The organism is Nitratidesulfovibrio sp. SRB-5 (assembly GCF_019931275.1).
GTDB lineage: Bacteria > Desulfobacterota > Desulfovibrionia > Desulfovibrionales > Desulfovibrionaceae > Cupidesulfovibrio.
Genome location: NZ_JAIOTY010000002.1, coordinates 956159 through 977675, shown reverse-complemented (window position 1 = coordinate 977675; position 21517 = coordinate 956159). Strand labels below are relative to the sequence as shown.

The following is a 21517-nucleotide window of genomic DNA, read 5'->3' as shown; positions in this document are numbered from 1 at the left end:
CCATGGCGGATGCCCGCTGCCCGCCGGACGGCGGCTACCCCAGCCCCGCCGCGCGCCACAGCAGGCCCGCGCCGGATACGGCGAACAGCCCCAGCAGCACCCTGCGGAAAGCGGCCTCGTCCAGACGCCCGAAGCACAGGTGCCCCCCGTACAACCCGGCGGCCAGCGCGGGCAGCCCGGCGCAGAACAGCAGCAGCACCCGCCCGGTGAGTTCGCCGTGCAGGCCCTGCGCCCCCACGATGCCCACCCCCGCCAGCAGGAAATACCCGGCCAGGGTGGCCTTCAGCGCGTGGCGGCCCCAGCCCTGGCGCATGGCCCAGGCCACCACCGGCGGGCCGTTGATGCCCACCGCCGCACCCAGAGCGCCGCTGACCAGCCCCACCGCCACGGTGACCACGTGGCGCAATGGCGTGCCCGCCGCATGCAACGGTGGGGCGGCGCCGTCGTCGTTGCCAGTGGGCGCGGTGCGGGCCGCGAACACGGTGAACGCCAGCACCATGGCCCCCAGCAATCCTTCCAGCCACGCCTCCGGTGCCACGGACAGCAGCCTGCCGCCCACGGCCATGCCCGGCAGCGAGGTGAGCAGCAACACGGTCAGCGGTCCGCGCCGCATGTGCCCGAACAGACGGCCCACCAGCGCCACGTTGATGGTCAGCGCCATCAGGCAGCCCAGCGGCACGGCCACCCGCATGCCCAGCACGGCCACCAGCAGGGGCAGGGCAATGACCGTGGAGCCGAACCCGGCGAAACCCTGCGTGAACCCGGCGGCCAGCGCCGCCGCGCTTACCGCGCCCAGAGTACGCATGTCGCGCATGTCGCTCAGGCCGTGCAGATCGACCAGCGCGGGAAAGGGGGCATGCAGCGTGGCGGCCAGATCCCCCGCAAGGGATGCGGCCTGCGCGAAAAAGTCGGTCATGCCGCACCCTCGCCACCGGCTTCGGATTGCCCGGCGCCCATGACCGCGGCATCGAATGCGTTCGCCTTGGCGACGCCCCGGCGCGCGGCGATGCCCGCCTTCACGTCGTCCGGCCACCGCGCCCCGAAAACCTCGTCCATGACCTCCAGCGCAAAGCGGGCAGACACGGTGGCCGGTCCGCCGCCCATCTCGATGCCCACCTCCACCGCTTCCAGCACCTCGGCGGGGCCGGCCCCTGCGGCAGCCGCCTGCTCGATGTGCCACTGCATGCACGAACGGCAATCCAGAACCACGGAAATTCCCACGGCAATCAGTTCCTTGTGGCGTTTCGGCAGCGCGCCGTCCGCGTAGGCGGCCCGCTCCATGTCCAGAAAGGCGGCGTACACGGGGGCGCCCGTTGCCGCAAGCCGGGAATGGGCGCGCTTGCGCTGTACGGTCAGCGCGCGCAGTTGGTCGTTCATGGCGGGCTCCTCGATTCACGTTTCACGAATCATTGCACGATGCGGGTATTTCCTTGTCTGCCAAGGTACCGCATGGCACGCTTCGCAACAAACGAATCGTCATGAAGACCTGATTCATGAATTTCGAACAATACTGCCGCGCCACATCGCGCGGCCTCAGCCACGGGAACAACGCCTGGAGCCCCCGGAGCATCACATGGACATCCGCCACCTGAAGACCTTTCTGGCCGTGGCCGCCGGGCTTTCGTTCCGCAAGGCGGCAGAGTCGTTGCACTACGCCCCCTCCACCGTCACCGCGCAGATCCGCGCACTGGAAGAGGATCTGGGCGCCCCGCTGTTCGAGCGGACGGGCCGCCGCGTGCTGCTCACCGACCACGGACGGCGGCTGCTGCCCCGCGCACGGCGCATTGCCGAAATGGCCGACGACGCCCGCCGCGCCGTCACCCACGATGCCGATTCCGGCGAGCTTTCCGTGCGCATGTCGCAAAGCCTCGGCATGCTCTGCCTGCCGGAGGCGCTGCGCCGCTTCCGCGCGCGCTTTCCCGCAACGCGGGTGCACGTGGCCACGGCCTCGCGCCACGGCCTTGCGGCGGACCTGCGCCACGGCGAGGTGGACCTGGCACTGCTGCTGGGGCGCCCCTTTGCCGCCGATGGCGTGGACATGGAAACCCTGCGCCATGAACCGCTGGCGTGCATCGCCGCGCCCGGATCGCCGCTGGCCGGACATGGCCGGGTAACCCCGGCAGACCTTGCGGGCCAGCCGCTGGTGCTCACCCGACACGTGTGGAGCCTGCGCCCCGCCATCGAACAGACCCTGGCCGCCGCCCACGTGCAGCCCGGGTCCGTGCTGGAATGCTCCAGCATCGTCATCGTCAAGCGGTGCGTGGCGGCGGGGCTGGGCGTGGCCGTGGTGCCGCTGTGCGCCGTGCGCGACGAGGTGGACCGGGGCGAATTGCGCGCGCTGGACGCCACCGCCCTCGTGGAATCTTCCCGAACGGATGCCCCAGGAATGCACACCACCCTGTCCGTCCCGGTGCTGCTGGCCCTGCCCGCCCGGCGGCAGGTGCCCGCCGCTGCCGCCTTTTTCGCCGGGATTCTGCGCGACCTGTTCCGGCCCTGACTGCCTCGTCTGCCCTGCCCCGCACCAACGAACAGGGCGGAACGGGAAATCCCGCTCCGCCCTTGGGCGTCATGTATCGCAGTATCGTTGCCGGTCGAATGCGGCCACCGCGTCGCGTGCGGCCGCGCCGCCAGCCGCTACTTCGCCACGGCAACGCCGGTCAGCGGCTTGCCCTTGTATTCGCCGGTCAGCGTGCGCAGGAAGGACACGATGAGCGCGCGGTCGCCTTCGGGAATGGGCATGCCGGACAGGTAGGTGCCCATGATGCGCACGGCGTCGTCCAGGGTGGTCACGGTGCCGTCATGCATGTAGGGCGCGGTCAGTTCGATGTTGCGCAGGTTGGGCACCTTGAAGCGATGCAGGTCCTCGGGCTTCTTGGTGAAGTCCTTCATGCCCGCGTCGGAGCCCAGCGGGTTGCCCCGGTCCTTGAAGTAGTCGGCCTTCAGGTCCATGTATTCGAACGACTGGCCGCCCACGGCCTTGCCCACGTGGCAGCTGGAGCAACGGTACGCCTTGAAGCGCTGGTAACCGTCCAGTTCCGCCTGGGTCAAGACCTTGTCGTCACCCTTCAGCCACTTGTCGAAACGGCTGTCGGGGGTGATCAGGGTCTTTTCGTACTCGGCGATGGCGTCGGTGATGCCCGCCGCGCTCCAGCCGCCGGGGTACAGGGCCGCGTACTCCGCCGTCAGCGGTGCGTCGGCGGCCAGCTTGGCGATGATCTCCTGCCAGTCCCTGGAACCCATCTCGATGGGGTTCAGCGGCGGGCCGCCCGCCTGTTCCTGCAAGTCGGCCGCGCGGCCATTCCAGAACTGGCGGGTGTTGAACACGGCGTTGAAGGTGGTGGGGGCGTTGATGTCGCCGAACTGCTTGCGGATGCCTTCCGCGAAGCGGCGGTTGTCGGTGCCCGCCTTGTCCTCTGCGTGGCAGCCGGAACAGGCCAGGGTGTTGTCCGCAGACAGGCGTTTGTCGTTGAACAGCCGTTCGCCCAGGGCCACCTTGCGGACATCGGTGGGCAGCGACGCGGGCAGGGGCTGCAACGGCTCGTTGGCGCGGTTGGGCGCGGCGTCGGTGGCGTAATGGGCCGCGCGCGTGGCCGCCACCCACTCCAGTATGGCCTTGCGGTCTTCCGCGGTCAGGCGGCTGCCCCAATGCACCGCCGTGAACTTGGCGGGGGGCATGGTCTCGTTCAGCACCACCCATTCCATCTTGGCGATGGTGGCCTCGCCCACGGGTGCGCCAGTACCAGAGCCTTGGCCATTCCCCTGGGCAGAGCCCGGGGCCGCGTCAACCAGTTCCACGTTCAGGTCCATGGCGCGCAGGCCGTCGCGAAAATCCTTCTCGATCATCTGCTTGATGCCGGGCACCCTGGCGTAGAACGGCAGATCGTAGTCGCGGCTGTGACAGGCCATGCACTTGTCGCGCACCACTTCGGACACCTGCTTGAACTTGGCCATCTGCGGCACGCCCTTCACCGGCTGCCGGGCCTCCGCTCCCTTTTCGGCGGCTGCCGCGTGCGCGCCGGGCACTGCGCACAGGGCGGGCGCGACAAACCCCATGGCCGCCGCAATGGCCCAACCCGCCAACATCCGTGCTGTTCCCTTTCGCATCATCGCCTCCTGTCGCGGGCATCCGCATGCCCACGGTCTGTGCGAAACCTCACGAGCGTCGCCATCTTCCAGGCCTGTGCCGCAAGGTCGCAGGGTTCGATAACACCCTGGATCATTTGATGACCCCAATCGCTGGGGGGACTATATCGAAAATCATTATTTTAGCAATAGTAATTATTACTGATACGGCTTATAGCGCCTTGCACTCAACATCATGATTTAAATGGCTAATCCCACAAAGCATCGATGCCTGCTTGTTCCTATTTTCCCACACCCTTGCCGCGCGGAGGGCGCAAAGAAAGAGGCCGCAGCGTTACCGCTGCGGCCTCTTCGAAATATGGTGCCGAGGAAGGGACTCGAACCCTTACAGGATTTCTCCCACTACCCCCTCAAGATAGCGTGTCTACCAATTCCACCACCTCGGCACGGGGAACGACCGTATAGCGCTGGATGCCCCGGATTGGCAAGCACTTTCTGGCGTTTTTCCGCACCATCGATGCCGATGCGCGGCAAACCCTCGGCGCGGGTTTCCGCCGCCTTCTCCGCGCGCGGCGGAAAACGGCCAAACGGCCCTCCCCTCATGGCACGCCGCCGCGCGCATTCCGCCGCGCCCTCGGCGGCTTGCGGTGGTTGCGGGTTTGCATGTACTGTCGCACTCTGCCTTCATCCGCCGCCGCAGCGGCCCTTTCCGGCAACCCGCACGGGTCGCCATGCCACGGCACGGCCTGCGTTGCCGCAGCCACCCCGAATCCACACGAACCTCACCCAAGCATGAACATACCCAACTTTCACCCCGCCCAGCAGGCCCGGAACACGTCCGCATCCACGCAAGCCGCCACGGGCGCAGCCCCTGCGCCCGGCAGCATCCTGTGCCTGGACATCGGCAGCGGCACGCAGGACGTGTTGCTGACCATGCCGGGCCTGAATCCGGAAAACTGGCCGCGCTTCGTGCTGCCCACGCCCGCCCGGCGGGTGGCCAGACGCATCGCCGAACTCACCGCCGAGGGCCGCCACATCTGGCTGCACGGCGAGAACATGGGCGGCGGGTTCTTCGGCGCGGTGAAGGCCCACGTGGCCGCCGGGCTGCGCATGGCCGCCCACCCGCAGGCGGCCCTGGCCCTGCACGACAACCCGGACCGGGTGCGCGCCCTTGGCGTGGACATCGCCGAATCCTGCCCCGCCGGGCATGCCCCGGTGCGTCTGGCCGACTACGAGCCCGGCTTCTGGCGCGCCCTGCTGGATACCTGCGGCCTGCCGCAGCCGCATCTGGTGGTGGCCGCCGCGCAGGACCACGGGCATCACCCGCAGGGGTCCAACACCGTGGGCCGCTTCGAACTGTGGCGCGATTTTCTCAACAATTCCTCGGACGGCCAGTCCGGTGACGGCCAAGCAGGCGCCAACCCGGCCAGCCTGATCTACGACGTACCGCCCGCCCAGTTCACCCGCCTGGCCACCTTGCAGCGCGCCATCGGCGGCGGCCCCGTGGCCGATACCGGCGCGGCCGCCGTGCTGGGCGCGCTGGCCCTGCCCGAAGTGCAGGCCCGCAGCGCCCGCGAAGGGGTGCTGGTGGTCAACGCGGGCAACAGCCACACCATCGCCTTTCTGGTGTTCCGCCAGCGGGTGTGGGGCGTGTACGAGCACCACACCGGCATGCTGACCACCGAAAGCCTGCTGCACGACCTGAACGAATTCCGCCTGTGCTGGCTGCCCGACGAGCAGGTGCGGGCCGCCGGGGGCCACGGCAGCGCCTTTGCCCCGGACATCCCGCCGGAGACGGAAGGCTTTCGCCCCGCCTTCGTGCTGGGGCCGCGCCGCGAGATGCTGCGCGGGCACGGCCAGTTCATCGCCCCGCATGGCGACATGATGCTGGCGGGCTGCCACGGGTTGTTGCACGGGCTGGATCTGCGCGTCAGGGCCTAACAGGGCCTAACAGGGCCTAACAGGCCTTAACTGGCCCTAGCAGGCCCTGTCCGCCCGTGCGACAGGGCAGGCCGCCCCGGCGGCAGGCTGCCCGACCGCGTGGCTGGGTTCAGCCCCCATGCGGCGGCCTTGCCCGGTTCGCGACAGGTGGGCACTTCCACCACCTGCTGACCACAACGCCAGCCAGGCACACGTTTTTTTCGGCCAACACGGCCCGCCACGCGGGCAACCATAAAGAGGGGTGCCATGGAATTCTTCGACATCGCCGAAACCTGGAGCCGCGAGGCCATCACCGCCGCCCAGATCGTCCGCCTGCGCAACACCGTGGAGCAGGCCATGAAGTCGCCCTTCTACAGCCAACGGCTGAAGGAGGCGGGCGTCACCCCCGGTTCCATCCGTTCGCTGGACGACGTGCGGCGCATCCCGCTCACCAGCAAGGACGACCTGCGCGCCCAGTACCCCGACGGGCTGATCTGCGTGCCCAAGTCGGAACTGGTGCGCATGCATGTCTCCAGCGGCACCACCGGCACCCCCACCGTGGTCTACCACACCCAGTCCGACCTCAATTCGTGGGCGGACCTGATGGCCCGCTGCATGCACATGGTGGGCATCCGCCGCGAGGACGTGTTCCAGAACATGGCCGGGTACGGCCTGTTCACCGGCGGCCTCGGCATCCACTACGGCGCAGAGCGCCTTGGCTGCCTGACCATCCCCGCCGGGGCGGGCAACACCCGCCGCCAGGTCAAGCTGGTGCGCGACTTCCGGACCACCGTGGCGCACATCATCCCTTCGTACGCGCTGTACCTGGGCGCCGCCCTGCGCGACGAGGGCGAAGACCCCGCCGAACTGCCCCTGCGCATCGCCCTCATCGGCGCCGAGCCCCACACCGAGGAAGCCCGCCGCCGCATCGAGGACATGCTGGGCCTGAAGGCCTACAACTCCTACGGCCTGTCCGAGATGAACGGCCCCGGCGTGGCCTTCGAGTGCGTGCACCAGAACGGCCTGCACGTCTGGGAAGACGCCTACATCGCCGAAATCATCGACCCCGCCACCGGCGAAGCCGTGCCCGACGGCGAGGTGGGCGAACTGGTCATGACCACCCTGTGCCGTCAGGGCATGCCCGTGCTGCGCTACCGCACCCGCGACCTGACCCGGTTCCTGCCCGGCGAATGCCCCTGTGGCCGCGTGCACCGCAGGCTCGACCGAATCCTGGGCCGCGCCGACGACATGCTCATCGTCAAGGGCGTGAACATCTACCCCATGCAGGTGGAACAGGTGCTCATGGGCTTCCCCGAAGTGGGCCAGAACTACCTTATCGTGCTGGAACGCGACGACTTCCGCGACGTGCTGCGCGTGAAGGTGGAAATCCGCGACGAATACTTCGAGGAAGACATGCGCAAGCTGCACGGCCTGCGCGAACGCATCACCCGCCGCATCCACGACGAAATCCTGGTCACCCCCAAGGTGGACCTGGTCCAGCACAACAGCCTGCCCAAAAGCGAAGGCAAGGCCCAGCGCGTGCAGGACCTGCGCGAACGCCCCGCCTTGTAGAATCCGGAATCCTGTTGAAATCCACACGGGGGAGGAGAGGAAACTTTTCCAAAAGTTTCCTCTCCTCCCCCGCACCCCCACCCCTCCTTCAAAACGTTTCAATTGAGACCATCAAGGCAGCATGGCCTGCCGGTGGCCCCGATCCCATACCTTAACAACCAAATCACCATGGACTACATTCTCGCCACCCTGTGCATCATCGTGCTGTTCGGCATGATCGGGCTCAACGTGTTCGGGCTGCCGGGCAACTGGCTGGCCGTGGGCGTGCTGGCGCTGTGGAAGCTGCTGGCCCCCGCCGCGCCGGGCATGGACACGTGGTTCTTTGCCACGGTCATCGGTGCCGCCGCCGTGGGCGAAGTGCTGGAATTCGGCGTGCAGATGCTGGGCGGCAAGCGGTACGGCTCCACCGGGCGGGGCAACCTGGGCGGCATTCTGGGGGCCATCGCCGGGGCCATTCTTGGCGCGCCCTTCCTGTTCGGGCTGGGGGCGCTGCCCGGCGCTCTGGCCGGGGCATGGTTCGGCTGCTACCTTGCGGAACTGAGCCATGGCCGCCCGCGCGACGCGGCCCGGCAGGCCGCGTGGGGCGCGTTCGTCGGCAAGTTTCTGGGCCTGTCGCTCAAGTTCGCCGCAGGGGCCGTGGTGGCGGTCATGGGCGCGGGGCAGGTCTGGCCCGCGTAGATGTCCCCTCAAAACAACTAAAAAGTTTTGAGGGGGGGATGGGGGTCCGGGGGAAGGGAGGGAACTTTTGCGGCAGCCGTTTGTGAGCGCGCAGCGCGAACATTACGGATGGCGACCGCAGAGCGAAAAATTCCCTCCCTTCCCCCGGTTCCCTCCCCTCTTTCTCCTAACATTTCTTCCCCAAACGACAATGCTGCACAACCTGACGGTGGTACTGGTAAAGACCCGGTTTCCGGAAAACGTGGGCATGGTGGCCCGGGCGTGCGCCAACATGGGCGCGCGCGACATCGTGCTGGTGGACCCGGAACGCTGGAGCGAGGCGAACGGCGACCCGGCCAAGGCGGCGCCGCTGGCCACGCCCAAAGGGCAGGACATCCTGTCCGGGGTGCGCGTGGTGGCCACGCTGGCCGAGGCAGTGGCCGACTGCGCTGTGGTGTTCGGCACCACGGCGCGTACCGGCGGCTGGCGGCGCGAACTGCTTTCGCCCGAGCGCGCGGCGGCAGAGGCCTGCCCGGTGCTGGCCGGAGGCGATCGGGTGGCCGTGGTGTTCGGCCCGGAGGACCGGGGGCTGACCAATGACGAGATCGAGCACTGCCACCGTCTGCTGACCATCCCCACCGCGCCGGAAGCCTCGTCGCTTAATCTGGCCCAGGCCGTGCTGGTGGTGCTGTACGAATGCCTGAAGGGCACGGCGGCGCATCCCTTCCGCCCCGGCCCGGCACCGGATTCGCGCCTGGCCAACCACGCGGAGCTGGAACTCCTGCACGACACCCTGCGCGACACCCTGCTGGCCATCGACTACCTGCGCGCCGACAACCCGGACTACTTCATGATGCCGGTGCGCCGTTTCCTGGGGCGTACCCGACTGCGCCGCCACGAATTCGACCTGGTCATGGGCGTATGCCGCCAGGTGAAACGCATGGCCGCCCTGGCCCACGCTGCCCCCGCCACGGAAAACACTCCCCCGGACGACACCGGAAACGCAAGCTAGCTCCCCCGCCACGTCGCCCCATCACCGCGACGCCATGCACCCCTCCGTTTCGGCACGACGCCACGCAGCGGCCCGGCATTCCACCGGGCCGCTGTGCATTGGTCCAGCACCACGGGCGGGCGCCCTGCACATCTCCCGACATTGCCATACAATACCATTACTGTTTCAATTCAGCATATTACAAACAAATCTTGACACTTGTGTATGCAAAAATCGATTGACCTATTGTGAAAAAAAGGGCAACCCCCCGTCGAAGGAGTGGGGGCTTACGTACCTGTGGGGGACCGTTAACGGGAGGCTACGACAATGCGGCTAGACACACTCAGGATCACCACCAAGATGTACTCCGGGGTCATCGGCGTGGTGCTGTGCACCATTGTGTTCCTGTCCGGCCTGGTGGCCTGGCGCACCCAGGGTACGTTGAACAGGATGGGGCGCGACAACCTTGCCGGGTTCATGGACGCCATGTGCGACGTGGCGGCCATGCAGGATCGCATTGGCGGCGAAGCGCTGCACAACAGCCTGGAAGCGCTGGTCAGCGGGCTGCTGGGCCAGGGCGAACTGAACCTCGGCGCGTCCGGCGCCGACACGCATCAGGTGACGGACCAGACCACCGGGGCCACATCCACCGTATCCGTGCCGGATTTCGAACTGAGCAGCGACGGCATGCCCCAGCCCTTCTCGCCCAACGCGCTGGTGGAACGACACAAGCACACGGTGGGTTCCGACGCCACCCTGTTCGTGCTGCTGCCCGGCAAGCTGCTGCGCGTGGCCACCACCATCACCGACGCCCAGGGCAAGCGCGCCATCCACACCTACATCCCCGACTCCAGCCCCGTATACAAGGCCATTGCCGCGGGCAACGACTACACGGGCCGGGCCATGGTCATGGGCAAGGCCTTCCGCACCCATTACCGCCCGATAAAGGACGCCTACGGCAAGGTCGTCGGCGCGCTGTTCGTGGGCGAGCCGCTGCTTACCGAAGCCTTCCGCACCATGTTCGGCCAGGCCCAGGTGGGAGGGCGCGGCTACACCTTCATCTTCGCGCCCGACGGCACCCGCGTGCTGCACCCCACCCGCACCGGCACCAACATCCAGCAGGACGTCTACGGCAAGCAGATGCTGGAAACCCGCAGCGGATTCCTAGAATGGGAGTATCAGGGCCACAAGGTGGGCTACGTGCGCTATTTCGAGCCGTGGGACATGTACCTGGCCGTGGCCATGACCCGCGACGAGATGTTGCAGGGCGCGGACACCGACATGCTGCGCTGGACGGCGGGCGGCGGCGTGGCCGCACTGGCGCTGGCGGTGCTGTTCGTGTGGCTGCTGGTGCGCGAACTGATGAAGCCCATGGGGCAGTTGGCCGCCTATGCCCGCACCGTGGCAGCGGGCGATTTTTCCGCCACCATGCGCTACGGGGCGCGCGACGCCGTGGGCGACACCATTGGCGCCGTCAACGCCATGGTGGCCGAGATGAAGAACAAGCTCGGCTTCACCCAGGGCGTGCTGAACGGCATGACCATGCCCTTTGCCATCAGCTCGCCCGACGAGAAGGTGCTGTTCACCAACGACGCGCTGGTGCGCCTGCTCGAGCGCCCCGGCACCCCGAAGGACTGGGAGGGCAGGCAGCTGGACCGCTTCGTGTATGGCCGCGAAGTGGACGACATGGCCACCCGCCGCTGCCTGAAGAGCGGCAGCGCCGAGTGCAACCTGAGCGTGGACCTGACCACGGAGACCGGCAAGACCGTGCACGCCCAGGTGGACGTGGCCCCGCTGTACGACCTTGACGGCACCCTCATCGGGGCCTTCACCATCTATGCCGACGTCACCGACCTGCGCGCCCAGCAGGCCCGCACAGAGGCCCAGCACGCCGCCATCACCCGCGTGGCCGAACAGGCCGACGCCATCGCCCGTCAGGTGGCCACCGCGGCGGACGAACTGGCCAATCAGGTGCAGGACGCCAACGGCGGCGCCGACAGGCAGCGCGCCCGCGCCTCCGAGACGGCCACGGCCATGGAACAGATGAACGCCAGCATGCTGGAGGTGGCCCACAACGCCTCGCAGGCGGCGGCCAACGCCGAGGGCGCGCGGGCCAAGGCCGACGAGGGCGAACACCTGGTGGCCGACGTGGTACAGGCCATCACCGGCGTGCGCGCCCTGGCCATGGACCTGCGCACCAACATGGAAGGGCTGGGCCGCCAGGCCGAGGACATTGGCCGGGTAATGCAGGTCATTGAGGACATCGCCGACCAGACCAACCTGCTGGCGCTGAACGCGGCCATCGAGGCGGCCCGCGCCGGTGACGCCGGGCGCGGATTCGCCGTGGTGGCCGACGAGGTGCGCAAGCTGGCCGAAAAGACCATGGGCGCCACCCGCGAGGTGGGGCAGGCCATCGCCTCCATCCAGTCCGGCGCACGCGACAACGTGCAGGCCACGGCGGCAGCCGTGGACGCGGTGGTGCACTCCACCGAACTCACCGAAAAGTCCGGCGGCGCGTTGAAGGAAATAGTGACCATGGTGGACCAGACCGCCGACCAGGTACGCTCCATCGCCACGGCCAGCGAGCAGCAGTCCGCCGCCAGCGAGCAGATCAGCCGGTCCACCGAAGAGGTGAACATGATCGCGCAGGACACCGCGCAGATCATGTCCCGCTCGGCCACGGCGGTGCACGACCTGGCCGGACTGGCGGGCGACCTGCGCCGCCTGACCGCCGAGATGCGCGCCTGACGCAGGGCCACCTGCCAAACGACACGAAGGGGGCGCCGCATGGCGCCCCCCAGGTTGATGACAAACCTAAATTCTTGCGGGGGAGGGACCCTTTTGAAAAAGGGTCTCCTCCCCCGCACCCCCTCCCCCAAAAACTTTCATTTGTATTTCCTGGATATTACGAGGTCACAAAGCATGGGGTTCCAAGGGGCGGTAGCCCCTTGGCCGCCGGAGGCGTCCAAAAGCAGGCTTTGTCAACAACCTAGGGGGCGCCATGCGGCGCCCCCCTCTTTTTTACCGTTTCCATCCGCTGCGCGGACGGCGATTGTCCGGCTAGGCTTCGCCGTTGCCCCCACCGGTGGCCGCCCCGCCGATCTGGCCCAGCAGCCGCTCGCCCGCCGGGGTGTCCAGCACGTCGCGCAGGGCATGCACCACGCTTACGTCGTAGCTGTCGGTCTGGCTTTCCAGCGCATCCAGCACCTTCTCCAGCGGCAGTGCCGGGCGGTACGAACGCGGGCGCAGCATGGCGCAGAAGGCGTTGGTCACGGCCAGGATGCGTGCGTGGGCGGATATCTGCTCGCCGGAAAGGCCCTCGGGGTAACCCTTGCCGTCCTGCCGTTCGTTCATCTGGATGATGGCGGGCAGCACCGGCAGGTCGAACTCGATGGAGGACAGCACGTCGCGCGCGTATTCCACGTGGCGTTCCATCTCCTGCTTTTCCTGCGTGGTGAGCTTGCCGGGCTTGTTCAGGATGTCGCGCGGCACGAACATCTTGCCCACCTGCGAAAGGTTGGCCGCCGCCTCGACAGTGGCCACGTCTCGCTCGCCAAGGCCCATGGCCCGCGCGGTCAGGCTGGCCGCAATGCCCATCAGCCGCGAATGGCCCGCCAAATACGGGTCGGTCTGCTCGATGGCCCGCACCAGCGCATCGATGGTCTGCTGCACCACCCGGCGGTTGCGTTCCTGCGCCTCGACCAGGTCGGTGATGTCGTGGAACACCGAAACCACACCGCGCACCTGCCTGCCGTCGGGGCCGAACAGCGGGGCCTTGACGATCTGGAAGTGCCGCTTGCGCGATTGCAGGTACACCACCTCGTTCACTGTGGCCGGGTCGCCGCCCATCAGCACCTGGGCGTCGGGGGCGGTGATGCGCCGCGCGGTGTCGAAGCCGAACACCGCCTGCATGTCCATACCCAGCAACTCTTCGGGGCTGCGGCCCACGGCGCGGGCAAAGGCGCGGTTGACGTACTGGAACACGCTCTGGTCGTCGGTGAGCGAAACCGGGTGCGTCATGGCCGAGTTGATGCCGTCCAGAAGCTGCTTCTGATCGTCGATGACCTCGAACAGGGCCTTGAAGTCGCGGGCTATTTCGCGCTGCTCGCGGCCCACCAGCCACCACCACAGCGAGGCCAGCATGACCACCAGCAGCAGGGTGCACAGCACGGCCAGCCCCACCACGGTGCGCTCGCGCTCGGCCAGGCGGGCCAGGGCGAGATCGGCGGGAATTTCCTCCACGGTCCACCATTCGAGGTTAGGCACCTTGCGCCCGGTGGAGTACACCTGCGTGCCGCCATCCACCGAGGCGCGCCGCATGAACGGCAGGTCGCCGGTTTCGGCGAAGGCGGGCGGGGGCACGTTCTTCAACCCTTCCTGGGCCGAGGGGGCGATTTCCTCGAAGCCGCGCGGGGTGCGCTGCACCAGGCGCGACACCTGCCCCTTCTCCACCAGCGGCGAGGCGGCCAGAAACTCGCCCACCTTGCCGGAGATGATCTTGGACAGCATCAGCACCGCCACGGGCCGCGCGCCGGTGGCCGCCTCGAACTGGGGCGGCAGGATGGGCATGAACAGGTCCAGCACCAGCCCGGTCTGGGTGGAACGGGCATGCGAGAAGCGCATCCTGCCCGTTTCCAGCACGGCGCGGATGGCGCCCTGCTGGTCTTCGCCCAGCGGCACGGGGGTGGCGTCCGTGGAAATGTAGGTCTGGGCGCGGGTATTCACGATGCGCCCGGACACGAAGTCGGAATAGGTCACGAACTCGCGCAGCAGGTTGCGCATCAGCGGCAGTTGCGCGGCCAACTGCGAGATGTCGTCGTCTCCGGCATCGGCGCCCGGCTTGCCGCCGTTCTTGCCGGGCCGGGCGCTGCCCGCGCCCTGGTCAGCCCCCTGCCCCGGCCCCTGTCCTGGCCCCTGTCCTGGCCCCTGTCCTGGCCCCTGTCCTGGCCCCTGTCCTGGCCCCTGTCCTGGTTTATTCAGCAGCAGGCCCACGTCGCCTTCCAGCTGGTTCACTTCCGAGGCGAACAGCCGGAACAGGTCGGCATTGATCAGCCGCGCGCCCTGCTCGGTCATGGATTCCAGCCACAGGTTCACGGACTCCACGCGAGCCAGCGTAAGCACGGCCTGACGCTGGGCGATGTCCGTCTCCAGCTTGTGCCGTGCGTCGGAGATGTTCCAGTAGGCACCCACCGTGGCGGCAGCCACGGTAACCCCAAGCACCACGATGCCGAACCACAGAAGCCTCGAACGACCGGCGGGTCTGTCGCGGTCCGGCGTGCCTGTCGATGCGCTGTTCTCTGCCATGGGTCCTCCGCGGTCTGGACAGATTTTCAGGACGCACCCTCCGGCGCCTTGCGGCGAAACGCGGTTTCGCCTGCGCCTCCGGGGCGGACGGCGCTTTCCGCGCCGCCAGGACATTTTTATGCAAAAACGTCCTATTGCATTCTTCGGGTGCCTGGGCCGCCCTTGATGGGGATGTGCGCCCAGCGGAATTCTTCGTTGATCGAATACTGCGGCACATAGTGCCCGTAACGCTGGTGCGACAACACCACGTTGGACAGGTTGTCCAGCACGTAGGCGTCGCCCCCCGTGTATACCACCAGTATGGCATGGGCCAACCGGCGAATGGAGTCCAGCAGGATGACGATGCGCATGTCCGAAACAGGCACGCCAAGCTGCTTCAGGGCGAAATACTTTGTTATGGCGTAGTCTTCACAATCACCCGACTTGCGCAGGAACTCGATGGGCGCCGCCCAGTAGTCCACCACGCCCCACACTTCACTGTCCAGCCGGTAGGGCCACTGGTTGAACAGGGAATTCACGTTGCGCAGCTTGTCCATGGTGGGCAGGTTGCGCCATTCGGACCGCAGATCGCCCCACAGGGCATTGCGCCCGCCCAGCGCCCGTTCCGGAATCAGCCCCGGCGTCTTGCGGTCCACGTTCAGTACCCTGTCCCACTTGGGCAGGTTTTTCAGCGGCCCGCGAAACTCTATGGTGTTGAACAACCGGATGCCGCGCGAGGCCGACGAGGCGCCCTGCCGGGGTTCGGCTGCCTGCTCGGCTTCTGCCGACTGCCCAGACTGGCCCGGCTGCCTTGGCTGCGCGGCCTGACCTGCCGGTTTCGCCTGTCCTGCCTGTCCTGACTGTCCGGCCTGTCCTGACTGTCCGGCCTGTTCCGCCTGGGCCACAAGGGGCGCATCGGGCAGGCCCACCGTCTCCGCGTCTGCCTTTTTCGTGCCCCCCGTGGCGGTGTCCGCAGCCACGGGGGGCGTTCCCTTTCCGTCGGCGGCCCTGACGCCGTCCATCTTCGGGGCGGGCCGGGCCTCCCCGGGTGTGGCCGAGGCATCGGGCACGCGGGGCATGGCAGCCGTATCGGCAACGGCACGCGCCGCCTGTACGCCGGCGTCCGCACCCGCCGCGTCCCGCGCCGGTTCGACTGCATCACTGGCGGCACCTGCAACCGCGCCGCGCACTTCCGCGGGGGCGGGTGTCCCGGTGCGTGCGGCGCTGCCCGCATCCTCCGCCTGCATCGGTGCGGCCTTGGGGGCGGAACCGCCCGCCATGGCCGCGACGGGCCGCATGGCGTCCCAAGGGCCGACGCCCGCCGCCAGACTCAGGGAACACACGGCAAGCAGGGCAAGTCCCGGCAGCGCCCGCAGGCAACGCCCGAAAAGACCCCCTGCCCCGCCCGCCGCAACCGGCGGACCGGGATGATGCGGCGCACTTCCCGCGCCGAATCCCTCACCCCTGTCCCCTTTCCGCATCAACGCTCCCGCAGGGCATTCTGCTGCGCCTTCAGGATGGGCTTCAGCAGATAGTCAAGCACCGTCTTCTTGCCGGTAAGAATGTCCACCGTGGCGGTCATGCCCGGCATGATGGGCAGGTTTTCGCCGCGATAGGTGATGGCGTTCTTCTTGGTGCGCAGCTTGACCAGATAGTAGAACTCGCCCTTGCGGTCCTCTATGGTGTCCGCGCTGATCTGCTCCAGCCCCGCCTCCAGGCCGCCGTAGATGGAGAAGTCGTAGGCGGTGACCTTGACGATGGCCTTCTGGCCCGGATGCAGGAAGGCGATGTCCGCCGGGCGGATGCGCGCCTCCACCAGCAGCGTGTCGTCCAGCGGCACCAGTTCAAGGATGGATTCGCCCGGCTTGACCACCCCGCCCTGGGTATTGATGATGATCCGCTTCACCGTGCCGCGCACCGGGGCGCGCAGGTCTGTACGGGTCACCCGGTCTTCGCCGGCGGACAGGGTTTCGCGCAGCGAATTCAGTTCCACGCGGCGCTTGTTGATTTCTTCCACCGCCTGCGAGCGCACCTCGGCCTTGCGGTGCGACAACCGCTGCTCCACTTCATGCACGGCGCTGCGCGCCTTGGGGATGTTCACGGCCAGCGAACTGATGTCGCCGCGCAGCTGGATGACGCGCTGCTCAAGGCTCAGGTAGTCCACCTTGGAGTAAATCTGCTTTTCCACCAGGGGCCGGGCGATGTCGCGCTGTTCCTGCGCCACGCGCAGGCTGGCGCCCAGTTGGCCCTGCCTCCCCACCATTTCGTCCACTTCCTGGCGCTTTTGCGAAAGCTGGCTTTCCAGCACGCTCAGTTCCAGTTCCAACTGGCGCTTGCGGGCGTTGTGGATGGATGTCTGGTCGGCCACCACCTGCGGGGCCTTCTGCACCACTTCGGGCGGGTACACCGGATCCTTGCCCGCCAGTTCCCCCTCCAGACGGGCGATGGCGGCCATATGCTCGTACGACTTGGACACCGCGTCGCGGAAGAAGCTGGCCGCCGATTCGTTGTCCAGGCGCACCAACACGGTGCCCTTTTCCACGATCTGCCCTTCGCGCACGAATATTTCGCTGATGATGCCGCCTTCCAGGTTCTGGATCTCCTGGATGCGCTGCGAAGGGATGACCTGGGCCTGGCCGCGCGTCACCTCGTCCAGCGAGGCAAACGCCGCCCAGACGATGAACACCAGCAGGAACACCCCCAGCGAGGCGGACAGCAGGAAGGCCAGCGGATGCCCCTTGCGGTGCAGGGCCGCGTCCACCTCGCTCATGAACTCCAGGTCATCACGGCGCACGCCGTGCGCCCCGCCATTGCCCAGCGCGCTGGTGCGACCGGCCTCGGCCAGGCGCTGGCCAAGCGTCGCTCCCGCGGGCGCGCCCGTGCCGGGCAACGCGCCTTCGGGCATGCCCCCGGGCGTACCCGAAGGCACGGAAAGCGGCGCGCCGGTCCGTGCGCCGGAAGGAATGCCGGAAGTGGTCACGGACCCCGGCCCGTCCGTTGTGGTCTTGTCGTGTTCCATGGTCATGCTCCGCTGGTGCGCCGGGCATCAGCCCTGTTGCGGTGGGCGCGCTGGTCTGGGTGCCGGGGCGGGCGCGCCCGAAAAGCGCGCGGGCCCCGACGCGCGCACCTGATCGCCGCGCAGCGCGGCAAGGACGGCCTGCTTGGGGCCGTCGGCCACCACCCGGCCATGGTCGAGCACTATCAGCCGGTCCACCAGGTCCAGCATGCTCACCCGGTGGGTGACCAGGATCAGCGTCTTCTTGTCCAGTATTTCCGCAAGGCGCCGCTTCAGCGCCATTTCCGACGAATTGTCCATGTTGCTGGACGGTTCGTCCAGTATCAGCACGTCGGGGTCGTGCAGCAGCGAACGGGCCAGGGCCACGGCCTGGCGCTGCCCGCCCGAAAGGGCCATGCCCCGCTCGCCCACCGGCATGCCGAAGCCCGCCGGGTGCCCCCGCACGAAATCGACCACCCCGGCGATGGTGGCGGCGCGCAGGATCATCCTGTCGTCGGCGTTGGGCACGCCGATGGCGATGTTGTCGCGCACCGATCCGTAGAACAGGTAGTTGTCCTGGGCAAGGTACCCCACGCGCGAGCGCAGGTCGGCCATGTCCATCTGGCGGATGTCCACCCCGCCGAAGCGCACGGCGCCGTCGCGCGGCTGGTACAGCCCGATGGCCAGACGCCCCAGGGTGGATTTGCCCGACCCCATGCGTCCGATGATGCCCACCCGCTCGCCGGGACGGATGGTGGCGTTGACGTTTTCCAGCGCCAGCCGTTCCGAGCCGGGGTAGGCGAAGGACACGCTTTCGAAAACCATGGAGTGTTCCAGCGGGCCGAAATCGACGTACGGGCGGTCATCGGGCCGCTCGGTGGGCAGGTTCATGAGCATGTCCAGCGACTTCAGGGCCATGCGCGACTGCTGCAACCGCGCCAGCATGGCCGCCACCTGGCTCAGCGGGGCCATGGCGCGCGAGGCCAGCATGTTGCAGGCGATCAGCCCGCCCATGGTCAGCAGGCCGTCGGAAATGCGGTACACGCCCCAGATGATCACCGTCACGCTGACCAGCTGGGTGAACAGGATGGACATGGTTACCGAGATGTTGGCCAGCCCCTTGGAGTGGGCGTTGGACGAGGCGCTCATGCCCACCACCTTTTCCCAGGCGTGCTGCATGCGGCCTTCGGCCAGCGACGACTTCACGGTTTCCAGCCCGTTGATGATCTCCACCAGCAGGGCGTTCTTCTGCATGCCTTCCTTGAAGCCCGCCTCGGCCACCCGCTGGAACGGCAACTGGAGCAGCATGCCTATGCCCACCACGATGGGCACCGCCAGCATGGGCACCACGCCGATGGGCCCGCCGATGAAGCACACGATGAGCACGAACAGCACCAGGAAGGGCAGGTCCACCAGCGCCAGCAGCGTGGTGGAGCCGAAGAACTCGCGCAGCGACTCGAACTCGCGCAGGTTGTTGGCCAGCGACCCCGTGGAGTCGGGCTTGGCGTCCAGGCGCAGGGTCATCAACTGGTTCATCAGGCGGCTGGCCAGCACGATGTCGGCGTTGCGGCCCGCCACGTCCACGAAGTAGCTGCGCAGGTTGCGCAGCAGAAAGTCGAACACGTAGGCGATGCCGATGCCGATGGCCAGCACCCACAGCGTTTCCGTGGCGCTGTTGGGCACCACGCGGTCGTACACGTTCATGAAGAACAGCGGGCTGACGATGGTCAGCAGGTTCACCACCACACTGGCGAACAGCACGTGCTTGTAGATGGGCAGGAAGTGCAGCAGCGTATCCCAGAACCAGCGCTTGGCCTTCAGCAGCTTTATCTCGCTGGCCCGGCGGTCCAGCTTGCCTTCCAGCCGGGCGAACATGGCATAGCCGGTGTATTCCTTGGTCAGCTCGTCCACGGGCACTGTGCGCGGCTCCATGCCCGTTTCGGGAAACAGCACCTCGGCCTTGTCGCCGTTCAGGCCCAGCAGCACGCAGGCCTTTTCCTGCCGCAGCAGCAGGATGCACGGCAGGGTCAGGGACGAGATGCGGTCCAGCGTGGGGCGGTACACCACGCTGGAGGCCATGCCCGCCGTGCGCGCGGCGCGGATGCAGGCCGAAGGCTGCACCGGCCCGTCGGACATGGGCAGACCGGCGATGAGAAACCGCGTGGACACGGGCTTGCCGTGCAGGCGGAACAGGAAGGCCATGCATTCGATGAGCGGCGGGGTGTAGTCCACGTCCGCCGGGTCCAGCCCGCGCATGTCGGGGATGCCCGCCTGCGGCACCGGGGGTTCCAGCGCGGCGTCAAGCTGCGGGCCTTCCAGCGCGGCGGCCGTTGCCTCCGCGGCATCGCGCGGGATGGCGGAAGGCGGAGGGGGCGGCACGGGGCGCGGCGTGCCCACGGCGGGAATGACACCTTCCGGCGCAAAGGCGGCGGCGCGGTCGGGGTCCGGCGGCATGGCCGGACGTGGTGCCGGGGTTGCAGGTCCGGGCCCTGTCGCCTTGGCCGCAGGAGAACCATGCGGGCCAGACGGGGCGGATGGCCCAGACGGAGCGGACGGGGCAAAGGTAACGGATGCACCAATCGGACCGGAAACGGGGGCAGCCCCCGTCGAACGGACCGGACTGGGCGGACTGGCCGGGTTGGTGGGACTGGCGGGACTGGCAGGGCTGGCAGGACTGGCAGGGCTGGCGGCGGCACTGGCCGGGGCAGTCGGGCCGACGGAAGAAACCGCGCCCACGGGCTTGGCGCCGTCGTTGCCCGCCGCCTTGCCGATCTCGCCGTCGCTGCCCGGGCCGGGGCGTCCGGCAAAGCCGTACGAAGGCCTTGCGGGCCTGTCACCCGTTCTTTCCTGGGTCCGTTCCGGAGTTCGCTGGGCAGGCCTGCCCGCCGAAGCGTCCGCCGGTTTGCCCGCAGTCCGGTCTGGCGCCTTGTCTGGGGCCTTGTCTGGGGCCTTGTCGGAACTTCGCTCCGAAAAACGCGACAGGGGACGCTCGGCGGGCTTTGCCGCATCCGGGCTTGCCGGGCGCTGCGCCCCCTTGTCCAGCAAACCGTGGGAGTCCTGGGCACCCACGGCCTTGGGCCCGCCGGGCGCGGCGGGAGTGCCGGAGCCGCCCGCACCTGCGGGAAAGGGCCGCTCGCCCGTTCTGGCCTCTGGTCGCGTGGCAGCGGTCACACCAGAAGTCCCGGAAGGCGAAAGCCCGGCGGCGGAAGAAGGGTCTCGCCCGGTTGTCGCCTTGTCCGGATCCTTGCCGGGTTGCGTGGATTCGGGGCGGACGGAGGGCGGGGAGGAAGGCTTGTCTGACACGGCGGAACCCCTCGTGAGGTGGATGACCAACAGCGCGGCGAGGGTACGGCAACCGCCCCCCCTTTCCGGACATTCCATCCTATACGCGCGGGCACCCAGCCGTGCAACCGGATTATGCCAATCTTGCCGGTCACTACGCGGCAATGCAGACCGCAACGGCACCGGACGCGACCATGGCGCGCGGAAAAGGTAGGGAATCCCCCCGCACGAGAGGCCTGAAGGTGATCGACACACCGCACGAGCCGCATTGAAATCCTGTTCTCGGACAACAATATTCCGCATCCCTCAAGCATCACAACGTAGGGATACCCCTACCACGACGCAACGCAAACTTCACCCGTTCCCCATCGTCGATTGTGCGCCATTACAACGCGACACATCACACTTCCTGTCAAATCTGGAATTTCTGCATATTTCCTTACATTTTTTTTCATTCGCCACCGCATCTCCCCCCATTTTTCCGCAAACAGACGTGCATTCGCTTGCGCAGATGCATTGCAGTATGTATACACTCAAACACTGTTTTTCAGAAGTTCGATATCGTCCAGCGCTGCATCGCACGCAACCGGTGCGAAAAGGCGCTGTACCCCACCCGGAGCCGGTGCGCGACTGCACAACTCGGCGACTGCACAACTCGGCGACTGCCCGACTGGGCGACCACGCGATTGCGCACCGGGCCTGCCAGCACAACCCGCGCCGCATGGCGCGCAACT

Annotated in this window: 13 protein-coding genes and 1 tRNA gene; 6 read left to right on the top strand and 8 right to left on the bottom strand. The window is 67.7% G+C overall.

Annotated elements, in window-relative coordinates; translation table 11 throughout:
- Positions 1 to 34: 34 nt before the first annotated feature.
- Positions 35 to 916, bottom strand: a complete 882-nt coding sequence (locus K6142_RS11465; RefSeq protein WP_190245174.1) for a sulfite exporter TauE/SafE family protein — start codon at positions 914 to 916, stop codon at positions 35 to 37.
- Positions 913 to 1377 (bottom strand): carboxymuconolactone decarboxylase family protein, encoded by a 465-nt coding sequence (locus K6142_RS11460; RefSeq protein ID WP_190245173.1) that lies wholly within the window; start codon positions 1375 to 1377, stop codon positions 913 to 915. Before K6142_RS11460 ends, K6142_RS11465 begins: the two co-directional genes overlap by 4 nt.
- Positions 1378 to 1573: 196 nt before the next feature.
- Between K6142_RS11460 and K6142_RS11455 the strand changes: the two genes are divergently transcribed.
- Positions 1574 to 2497: a LysR family transcriptional regulator gene (locus tag K6142_RS11455; RefSeq protein WP_190245172.1), complete on the top strand. Its 924-nt coding sequence runs from the start codon at positions 1574 to 1576 to the stop codon at positions 2495 to 2497.
- 137 nt (positions 2498 to 2634) lie between these two features.
- On the opposite strand, the gene K6142_RS11450 is transcribed toward K6142_RS11455, so the two are convergent.
- Both K6142_RS11450 and K6142_RS11445 read right to left on the bottom strand, forming a co-directional pair.
- Positions 2635 to 4104 carry a cytochrome c peroxidase gene (locus K6142_RS11450; protein ID WP_223290380.1) on the bottom strand — a complete coding sequence of 490 codons (1470 nt, stop codon included), beginning with the start codon at positions 4102 to 4104 and terminating at the stop codon, positions 2635 to 2637.
- Positions 4105 to 4442: 338 nt separating this feature from the next.
- A tRNA-Leu gene (locus K6142_RS11445) sits at positions 4443 to 4529 on the bottom strand.
- Positions 4530 to 4875: 346 nt separating this feature from the next.
- On the opposite strand from K6142_RS11445, the gene K6142_RS11440 reads away from it, so the two are divergent.
- The 5 genes from K6142_RS11440 (at position 4876) to K6142_RS11420 (ending at position 11971) form a co-directional block, all read left to right on the top strand.
- A complete protein-coding gene (locus tag K6142_RS11440) occupies positions 4876 to 6024 on the top strand; it encodes a DUF1786 domain-containing protein (RefSeq protein WP_190245171.1) in 1149 nt (382 codons plus the stop codon).
- A 246-nt stretch (positions 6025 to 6270) separates the two neighbouring features.
- The gene (locus K6142_RS11435) at positions 6271 to 7575 is read left to right on the top strand and encodes a phenylacetate--CoA ligase family protein (protein WP_190245170.1); all 1305 of its coding nucleotides are present in this window, start codon (positions 6271 to 6273) and stop codon (positions 7573 to 7575) included.
- A gap of 168 nt (positions 7576 to 7743) precedes the next feature.
- The gene (locus K6142_RS11430) at positions 7744 to 8253 is read left to right on the top strand and encodes a DUF456 domain-containing protein (RefSeq protein ID WP_190245169.1); all 510 of its coding nucleotides are present in this window, start codon (positions 7744 to 7746) and stop codon (positions 8251 to 8253) included.
- A 190-nt stretch (positions 8254 to 8443) separates the two neighbouring features.
- Complete coding sequence (locus K6142_RS11425) at positions 8444 to 9244, top strand: RNA methyltransferase (RefSeq protein WP_190245168.1); 801 nt, start codon at positions 8444 to 8446, stop codon at positions 9242 to 9244.
- A 306-nt stretch (positions 9245 to 9550) separates the two neighbouring features.
- Positions 9551 to 11971: a Cache 3/Cache 2 fusion domain-containing protein gene (locus tag K6142_RS11420; protein ID WP_190245167.1), complete on the top strand. Its 2421-nt coding sequence runs from the start codon at positions 9551 to 9553 to the stop codon at positions 11969 to 11971.
- A gap of 312 nt (positions 11972 to 12283) precedes the next feature.
- Here K6142_RS11420 and K6142_RS11415 read toward each other — a convergent pair whose 3' ends face one another.
- The 4 genes from K6142_RS11415 to K6142_RS11400 form a co-directional block, all read right to left on the bottom strand.
- Positions 12284 to 14527: an HD domain-containing phosphohydrolase gene (locus K6142_RS11415; RefSeq protein WP_190245166.1), complete on the bottom strand. Its 2244-nt coding sequence runs from the start codon at positions 14525 to 14527 to the stop codon at positions 12284 to 12286.
- A gap of 131 nt (positions 14528 to 14658) precedes the next feature.
- Positions 14659 to 15585: a transglutaminase-like cysteine peptidase gene (locus K6142_RS11410; protein ID WP_223380853.1), complete on the bottom strand. Its 927-nt coding sequence runs from the start codon at positions 15583 to 15585 to the stop codon at positions 14659 to 14661.
- 401 nt (positions 15586 to 15986) lie between these two features.
- A complete protein-coding gene (locus K6142_RS11405; protein WP_223290492.1) occupies positions 15987 to 17525 on the bottom strand; it encodes an HlyD family type I secretion periplasmic adaptor subunit in 1539 nt (512 codons plus the stop codon).
- Between the two features lie 27 nt (positions 17526 to 17552).
- Positions 17553 to 19757: a type I secretion system permease/ATPase gene (locus tag K6142_RS11400; protein ID WP_190246050.1), complete on the bottom strand. Its 2205-nt coding sequence runs from the start codon at positions 19755 to 19757 to the stop codon at positions 17553 to 17555.
- Positions 19758 to 21517 lie beyond the last annotated feature (1760 nt).

Excerpts from the sequence above, each read along its gene's own strand:
- K6142_RS11415 (WP_190245166.1), bottom strand. The coding sequence starts at position 14,527 with ATGGCAGAGAACAGCGCATCGACAGGCACGCCGGACCGCGACAGACCC.
- K6142_RS11400 (WP_190246050.1), bottom strand. The coding sequence starts at position 19,757 with ATGCGCGGGCTGGACCCGGCGGACGTGGACTACACCCCGCCGCTCATC.
- K6142_RS11455 (WP_190245172.1), top strand. The coding sequence starts at position 1,574 with ATGGACATCCGCCACCTGAAGACCTTTCTGGCCGTGGCCGCCGGGCTT.
- K6142_RS11435 (WP_190245170.1), top strand. The coding sequence starts at position 6,271 with ATGGAATTCTTCGACATCGCCGAAACCTGGAGCCGCGAGGCCATCACC.
- K6142_RS11410 (WP_223380853.1), bottom strand. The coding sequence starts at position 15,585 with ATGCCCCGCGTGCCCGATGCCTCGGCCACACCCGGGGAGGCCCGGCCC.
- K6142_RS11450 (WP_223290380.1), bottom strand. The coding sequence starts at position 4,104 with ATGCGAAAGGGAACAGCACGGATGTTGGCGGGTTGGGCCATTGCGGCG.
- K6142_RS11405 (WP_223290492.1), bottom strand. The coding sequence starts at position 17,525 with ATGGAACACGACAAGACCACAACGGACGGGCCGGGGTCCGTGACCACT.
- K6142_RS11460 (WP_190245173.1), bottom strand. The coding sequence starts at position 1,377 with ATGAACGACCAACTGCGCGCGCTGACCGTACAGCGCAAGCGCGCCCAT.
- K6142_RS11425 (WP_190245168.1), top strand. The coding sequence starts at position 8,444 with ATGCTGCACAACCTGACGGTGGTACTGGTAAAGACCCGGTTTCCGGAA.
- K6142_RS11440 (WP_190245171.1), top strand. The coding sequence starts at position 4,876 with ATGAACATACCCAACTTTCACCCCGCCCAGCAGGCCCGGAACACGTCC.
- K6142_RS11420 (WP_190245167.1), top strand. The coding sequence starts at position 9,551 with ATGCGGCTAGACACACTCAGGATCACCACCAAGATGTACTCCGGGGTC.
- K6142_RS11465 (WP_190245174.1), bottom strand. The coding sequence starts at position 916 with ATGACCGACTTTTTCGCGCAGGCCGCATCCCTTGCGGGGGATCTGGCC.
- K6142_RS11430 (WP_190245169.1), top strand. The coding sequence starts at position 7,744 with ATGGACTACATTCTCGCCACCCTGTGCATCATCGTGCTGTTCGGCATG.